5 protein-coding genes are annotated in these 7,095 nt (G+C 40.3%); all 5 read right to left on the bottom strand.

Annotation, left to right across the window (positions count from 1 at the left end; genetic code table 11):
- A partial coding sequence (locus Q1V93_RS15760) for an ELWxxDGT repeat protein (protein WP_300665970.1) occupies positions 1-2,738 on the bottom strand: 2,738 nt, incomplete at its 3' end.
- A 245-nt stretch (positions 2,739-2,983) separates the two neighbouring features.
- Positions 2,984-3,706 (bottom strand): hypothetical protein, encoded by a 723-nt coding sequence (locus Q1V93_RS15755; protein ID WP_300665969.1) that lies wholly within the window; start codon positions 3,704-3,706, stop codon positions 2,984-2,986.
- 140 nt (positions 3,707-3,846) lie between these two features.
- On the bottom strand, positions 3,847-5,793 hold the full coding sequence (locus Q1V93_RS15750; RefSeq protein WP_300665968.1) for a histidine kinase: 1,947 nt from the start codon (positions 5,791-5,793) through the stop codon (positions 3,847-3,849).
- Positions 5,794-5,810: 17 nt separating this feature from the next.
- Complete coding sequence (locus Q1V93_RS15745; RefSeq protein ID WP_300665967.1) at positions 5,811-6,557, bottom strand: LytTR family DNA-binding domain-containing protein; 747 nt, start codon at positions 6,555-6,557, stop codon at positions 5,811-5,813.
- Between the two features lie 92 nt (positions 6,558-6,649).
- The coding region (locus tag Q1V93_RS15740) for a T9SS type A sorting domain-containing protein (protein ID WP_300665965.1) at positions 6,650-7,095 on the bottom strand (446 nt) is incomplete at its 5' end.

Below are 7,095 nucleotides of genomic sequence, written 5' to 3'. Positions count from 1 at the left end.
AAATTGTCAATCGTATTCGTTGGAGTTGCATCTACAACCAGGTTCAAATGAACAATCGAATCAAGTCCAATAGAAGTTGTAAACGACTGACAGTATGATCCTGTTGATTGAAGAGTTATATTATTCCAGGTCAGGGTTGTATTTGGACAAATGGTATCATTGATGAATGTATCGATCGGAGGAACCACATTAAACTTCCAAAGTTCATGAGAATACTCATGGGTATAAGCTGAAAAATAAACATCTCCGCCCATCACTTCCAAATCGGTAATAATGGTGTTGTAAGCTCCGCCAAATTGTGTAATTCTGTTGGTTCCGCATGTTGTTCCGTTGGTTCTCCACAATTGCTTATGACCTGCCAAATCATATTGTATGAAATAAAGGAAATCACCCACTCTTGTAAAGCTTTCAGGGCCATCAGAAGTAGGAGTCGATCTTGTATCTTTCACAATGGAAGCTGTTACACCATTCGTTTTCCAGATCACTCCTTTAACTGTAAAAAGAACGATTGAATCGAGGCTGGTGAACTTACCGATATTGTTGCTGTAACCTGACCAGGTTTGAAGCGTTGTTCTTATACCGGTTGAAGTATTATAGAGCGACAGCGTTTGCTGGCTGACAGTCGGGCTGGCTAAAATCAGCAGATTGTTATTCAAAGCAAGAGCCGGACTTGCTTCTCCCGTTCCCACCGCTACTGTTCCTGCGGCGGTTCCGTCTGTTTTCCACAACCGGTTAGAACCGGTAGCGTCATTTGCAATGAAGAAAAGTTGATTGTTACATACCTTAAACTGTCGCGGATCACTACCTTGTGACGGATTCGTGTTAATATTCTTGAGTAGCTGAGTTCCGGCATTTGTTCCGTCCGATTTCCAAAGCTCCCCGTCTGCTCCCCTGAAGTAAAGATTATTATCCAGTCGTTTTAACCTGTCATCCAGCACATAACTGCCCGTGCTTGCGGAACCTAAACTCCCGGTATAAACCTGCGTTGTTCCCGCTGTTGTTCCATCGGTTCTGTAAAGCCAGTCTGCATTCGAATATTTTGTAACGAAATACATGATTCCGTTCATTTCCGTATACGCATACGGATAGGTGTACCCGGATTGAAGATCTTTTACCGAATGTGTTCCCGCGGCTGTTCCGTCAGATACAAACAAATCATCATCTCCTGGAATTCCCTGTTTACCAAATAACGCTTTACCGTTATATGCAACCATTTCGTACTGAGGTTCCTGTCCGATCGTATTGATATTTTTAATCATGGTAGTTCCGGCAGCTGTTCCATCTGATTTAAACAAGTAGTTTTCTACATTTCCGGAATCAGCAACAAAGAATAATTCATTGCCAACTGCGGTTAATAATCTCGGTCTGCTGTGCGTGGGGCTGTTCAAGTCCTTAAACAAAGTGGTTCCTGTGGTGGTTCCGTCACAATGCCACAATTCGCGGCCGTAAGTCGCGTCACTTCCTCCGAAATAAATGGTATTATTAAAGGTTCCCATACTCGCAACTCCCTGGTAGATTTGGGGAAAATTCAGTGTTTTAAGTAAAACCGTGCCGGCAGCTGTTCCGTTGGTTTTCCAAAGTTGTGCTGAAGTACTTGATCCGTTATTGAATACAAAATAGATCTCGCCGTTATTTTTCGTTAGAAGTGTTGGCACTGTCACACCCGGAAAGGTCATGATGGATTGTGTTCCTGCGGTGGTTCCATCTGATTTGTAAAGATTCATCAGATTGCCTGCATCCCTGGCAAGAAAGATCAGTTCACCGTTATTTTCCATGATCTTACTGATAAAATTGGAGCCTGTAGCACCCGGAATCAGCTCGATCGCTAAAGTTGTCCCTGCACTGGTTCCATTTGTTTTCCAGATTTCAAATCCGTTGATATTACCTGTTGCAGGAAAGTACAACTCATTATTGAAAAGTGTGAGGCCGGTTGGACTCGATCCGGTACTTCCCGCATAAATATCTTTCAATAAAATGGTTCCTGCGCTGGTTCCGTCACTACACCATATTTCTTTACCTGTTGCATAGTTCTCTCCGAAAAACACCAGTTTGTTTCCATACTTCGTAATTTCAAGCGGAGACTCCACCGCAGAAGAGATTTGTGTTGCCCCGCCCGGAGTTCCGTCCGTTGCATAGAGTAAAAAAGGCCAGCCAATTGCAGAATAATACAATTTTCCGTTCAATACTGCGCCTTCTCCGCCACTGCACAGTGCTTGCTCCGCCACTACGGTTCCCGCTTCGGTTCCATCCGTTTTCCACAAATAATGCAAATTTGAGGAGTTCGCAGATGCTCTGAAATAAAGCTCACCATTCAGTTCTCCAACAAACGAAATATTGCTGTTATCATTCCCCGGCTTGATGTCTTTAACCATCATGGTACCTGCTTCGGTTCCATCCGATTTCCAAAGTTCATAACCGTGAGCAGCATCGTATCCGATAAAATAAAGTGTGTTGTTTACATCCTTCAAACTGGATGGCAAAAGCGTATTGAGCAAGGGTTTCGTTCCTGCAACTGTCCCGTCGGATACCCATACCATCCGGTTACTGATCCATTCGGTTTCTGCAATAAAAAATAATTTGTTGTTTGACACCGTAAAATCACTCGGATCCGAGTTTGTAAGATTAGCAGCCGTTTGATTGATGTCTTTAACGAGTGAAACCTGTCCGTATGAAACAGATTGAATGAAGCTCATCAACAGAATGAAGAAAAGCGATGATTTGGTTTTGTTTAAATTCATATTCAGGTGGTTTAAAATTGGGTAGTGATTCAAATTACCCGGATTCAAAGATATTAAAAAAGAGCTTTTGGTACAGGCTTTTGATTTTTAATTCTTTATCATCTTTCTGATGTGTTTAAGTTCCCATTGCTGGTACGAATCTATTCAACAAAAAAATCCGTCTCCCTAATCCGGATTTTACCAGGATTAAAGGAAGACGGATCCGGGCATTCTTTGAGTTACAGCGCCCTAGTAGAGTTGGTTATTTAAAATTTTGACGTAGTGGCAATTTTGGAAATTGTATCACCGTCCCACGTTACTTCAATCGTTTCATACCAGGATTCAGCAGAACAAACATATGTTCCGTCTGCTTTGATGTTTGTAATAACAAGTCCGTGTGTTGCAGGATCTCCTACTATCATTTCTCCGTTTTCAGTAACAATGTCATACGGATTAACACCAGTTTTCAGATATTTCTTAGTCGCCGCAATAATACCGCTTCCATTTTCAAACTCTTTCAAAAATGCTTTCATGCGATCGCTTATTTTAACAGTTGCTTCATCTTTCAACGACGAAACTTCTGCTGAAGCAGTAGCATCACCAAAAGATTTGATTTCAATCGTATACTTTCCTTTTGCGTCAACCAGGTACAAATCGCTTTTATCCGGGCTTTCAACTCCTAAAGCTCTAATGAAAGGACCTGCCACCAGGAAATCTACTTTTTCGATTTCTTTATCTCCTTCTTTCAAAGAAGCAAAGTACATGCTGTTTTGACCTTTTACGTCTACTATCAGGTAAATTTTTCCTTCTGGTGCAACAAGCACTTGTTGATCTTCTTCATTTACAAGAACAGTACTTGCTTTAAAATCAACAGTCATTTTTTGATCATCAAAAGTAAATTCTTCTCCTTTTTTGATCTTCACAGGTGGTGTAGATGAACAAGATCCAAGAAACAATCCAACTGCAATTGATAGAATAATTAATCTCATAATACTTTGTGTTTTGAGCACAAAAATAAGAGAACATCCAGCAGTAAATTCGCCATATTGATGTCCGATCAATATGAATTGACAAGCGTAAGGATTTTCCTAATAAGCGTTCCCGGATTTTCGGAAAATGCCGTCAGGTATTAATCAAAAAGTGTCTGATACGGTATCGAAAAAAGCACTAACGTTCCTTCTTTCGGTTTTGAACTGATGTTAAACTTGAAGGCTCCGTTTCTCTTTTTATTTAAGAGATTAATTCGTTTTTCCGTGATTTGAACAGCAAGAGATTCGTGTTCTTTTTCTCCGCGGGCAAGATCCTCTCCGGAAAATCCCTTTCCGTTATCTGCAATTCTGATCTCCACCTCTTCTCCGATCTTTTTGTACGAAATATGCAATTCTCCGGATTTATTCGATTCCTGAAACCCATGTTCGATTGCATTTTCAATAAACGGTTGAATCAGCATCGGAGGCAGCAATACATTATCGGATGATAACTCCTCGTCAATCTCAATGGTGTAATTAAATGTATCGGTAAAACGCAATTGCTGCAAACGGATATAGTCTCTTAACCAATTTAGTTCCTCTGACAAAGGAATACTATCTTTCGAGGAATGCTGCAGAATAGATCGAACCAAACGTGCAAATGAGGTCAGGAGTTTTCCGGATTCTTCCGTGTCCTTTTTCAACATATAGGTATGAATGGCATGAAGGACGTTGAAAATAAAATGCGGATTCATTTGGCTTTGCAGCAAACGCTGTTCCATTTCTATCGCTATATTTTTCGATTTCAATTTGTTGTTTCGGATCATAATGAAAGCAATGATGCTAATCAACAAAAGCAATAAAATCGAACCAAAAATCAAGTAATTGCGCTGACTGATCTGCAAATCCTTTAATTCGTTATCTTTTTTCAGCTGTTCGTTTTCCCGCTGTTTTTTTTCGGTTTCGTACTCTTCTTTCATACGGGATACCCCAAGTTGCACATCCATGTTTTGATTCTGCTCCCGAAGTTCATTTGCTTCCTCAAAGTATTCCAATGCCACATCTGTTTTTCCCATGGCTTTGTATACTTTGTAGTATTCCCACAGAAGGTTAGCCTCTTGAGTAGCATAAATCGGATTGTTTTTAACCAATCGGTGTTTTTCCTTTAATACCGAAAGCGCCTGGTCAAATTTCTTTAGCTTAGTATAAGCAAGGGCTTGATAAAGTCCAAGCTTTACCAAATTAAAAGTGTCCTTTTGGGCTTCATAGTAAGTACCGCATTCGGTTGCCAGTTCTAAAGCCTTACGCGGTCTTCCCGTTTCAATATATACATGAGCCAGATTCGCTTTACAAAAAATGATGACATTTTGTTGTTTCAGGGTTTCCTGCAAGCGCAGCGTCTCATCCAAATAAGGCTCAGCTTCGGTGAATCGTTTTTGTTCAGCCAACATTCCCCCCAGGTTCAATAATGTAATTGATTTTCCGTTAAAATCTTTGATTTCTTCCCGAACACGTATCGACCGTAAATAATACCCCTTAGCCTCGTTGTAACGTTTTAGCTGCTGCAAGACAATCGCAATTCTTCCTAATATTTTTCCTTCTTCAGATTTGAGTCCTTTTTGTTCGTTATAATGCAATATTTCGAGACATAATTGAAGTTCTTTGTCGAATTCTTTATTGTATTTATAGTAAAGGGTATAAACCCCTTTGTTCGTCATGAGTTTGGATGTCTCATTTAATTTTTCAAAGATGCTGTCAGACTTTTGCAAATTCACCTTCATCTTAGGCCAATCTTTTTCCAAACAGTAGTAATACCCATAAGCGGAATAGGCTAACCCTGTTCCCTTACTGTAGTTTAGTTTTCGCGATAATCGCTGAAGGCTGTCTGAGTAAGTTTTAAATAAATCCCTGTCTTTGAGTGCATATCTTATTCCAATATCATAGTAAAGATTGGCTTTAAGGGTATCGTCATTTTGATACCGAACCTTTCGCAACAAACTATCCAGTGGTGGTTGGGCATAAGACGAGCCTGCAAAAATGCAGAACAAGGCAACGACAACAGAACGACACACTTTTTGCAAGCAACCTGATTTTTCAAAGAAATTCATCGATTTAGATTTTTGTATTACTGGTAGCTTGTTTTAAAATGAGCTAAAACCTCTTCCTTCTTTCTGGTCGAAACAGGAATTTCGATTCCATGCGGCAAGATCAGAAAACCACCGTTTCTTTTGTCAAATTGAGTGACATGACGCATGTTTACCAAATAACTTTGGTGTGTTCGTATGAATCGGTTACTGTTGATGATGCTTTCAAAATGAGCCAGTGTTTTGGAAACCATGATTTCTTTCCGGTCAACAAAAAAGAAATGTGTGTAGGCTCCGTCTGCAAGACAATAAGTAATATCATCTACATCCACAATGTGTAGCGTATCGGCAGTGTTCAGCACAATTCGCTTCGATTCGGCGTTCTTGAATTGCAAACGAAACACTTCCAGCTGATCCATAATTCTCTCGTTCTGAATCCGCTTATGTGCTTTCAATATCGCATTGGTTAATTCCAACGGATCAAAAGGTTTCAGCAAATAATCCAGGGCCGATACCTCGAATGCCTTTAAAGCAAAATTGTTATAAGCCGTAATAAAAATCGTTGGTATGTAGCGCGGAGCAATGCTTTGAAGAATATCAAACCCGCTTTTATCATGCAGTTGGATATCCAATAACAGTAAATCCGGATTAAAGGCTTCTATTTCTTTCAGAGCACCCGGAACGCTGTCCGCTTCGCGTACATCAAGGTCTCTGATATCAATCCGTGACAATACCATTCGGCAATTTTCCCGGGCCATTTTTTCGTCGTCTATAATCAAGATTTTCATTGCTGGAGGTTACAATAGAGTAGGCAAAAATACAAAAATCCGCACGTCGACTGATGTGCGGATTTTTAAAAATGTGTTTTTTAACTATAATCTTATTGCTTCACAACACGTTGCACACTTTGTCCCTGTGAGTTTTTGAAATCAAACAAATAAACTCCGCGATCAAAATGCTCTAAAGAAACCGTTTCCTGGTTCTGAATCCGGTCTTTCAAAACCACTTTCCCCTGCAGATCGTAAACCGTTAGTTCCGCATCTGATCCGGAGAAATGGATGTGAACCTGGTTGCTGGTTGGATTCGGGTAAACTTCAAACAAGTTTTGCTTGTAATCTGCCAATCCCGCCGTAGAAATCGAACCGTTGTTGAAGTAAATGGCTTCCGTTACTGCAAAGTATTCTCCTACGGATTTATTCGGGCAGAATACGCTCAATTGCAACCAATAAACACCGTTTCCATTATTCAGAACATAAGAGGTTGTGTCGAAGTTAGATCCGTTCGAATCTACGATATTCCAGATGACGTTGACAGTATTTCCGTTTG

The organism is Fluviicola sp. (genome assembly GCF_030151805.1).
Taxonomy (GTDB): domain Bacteria; phylum Bacteroidota; class Bacteroidia; order Flavobacteriales_D; family Crocinitomicaceae; genus Fluviicola.
Note: the sequence above shows the minus strand (reverse complement) of the source record. Positions and strands in the feature narration are given on the sequence as shown.

What these genes read in the sequence shown, in the direction of transcription:
- Q1V93_RS15745 (WP_300665967.1), bottom strand. Translation starts at nt 6,557, where the DNA reads ATGAAAATCTTGATTATAGACGACGAAAAAATGGCCCGGGAAAATTGC.
- Q1V93_RS15750 (WP_300665968.1), bottom strand. Translation starts at nt 5,793, where the DNA reads ATGAATTTCTTTGAAAAATCAGGTTGCTTGCAAAAAGTGTGTCGTTCT.
- Q1V93_RS15755 (WP_300665969.1), bottom strand. Translation starts at nt 3,706, where the DNA reads ATGAGATTAATTATTCTATCAATTGCAGTTGGATTGTTTCTTGGATCT.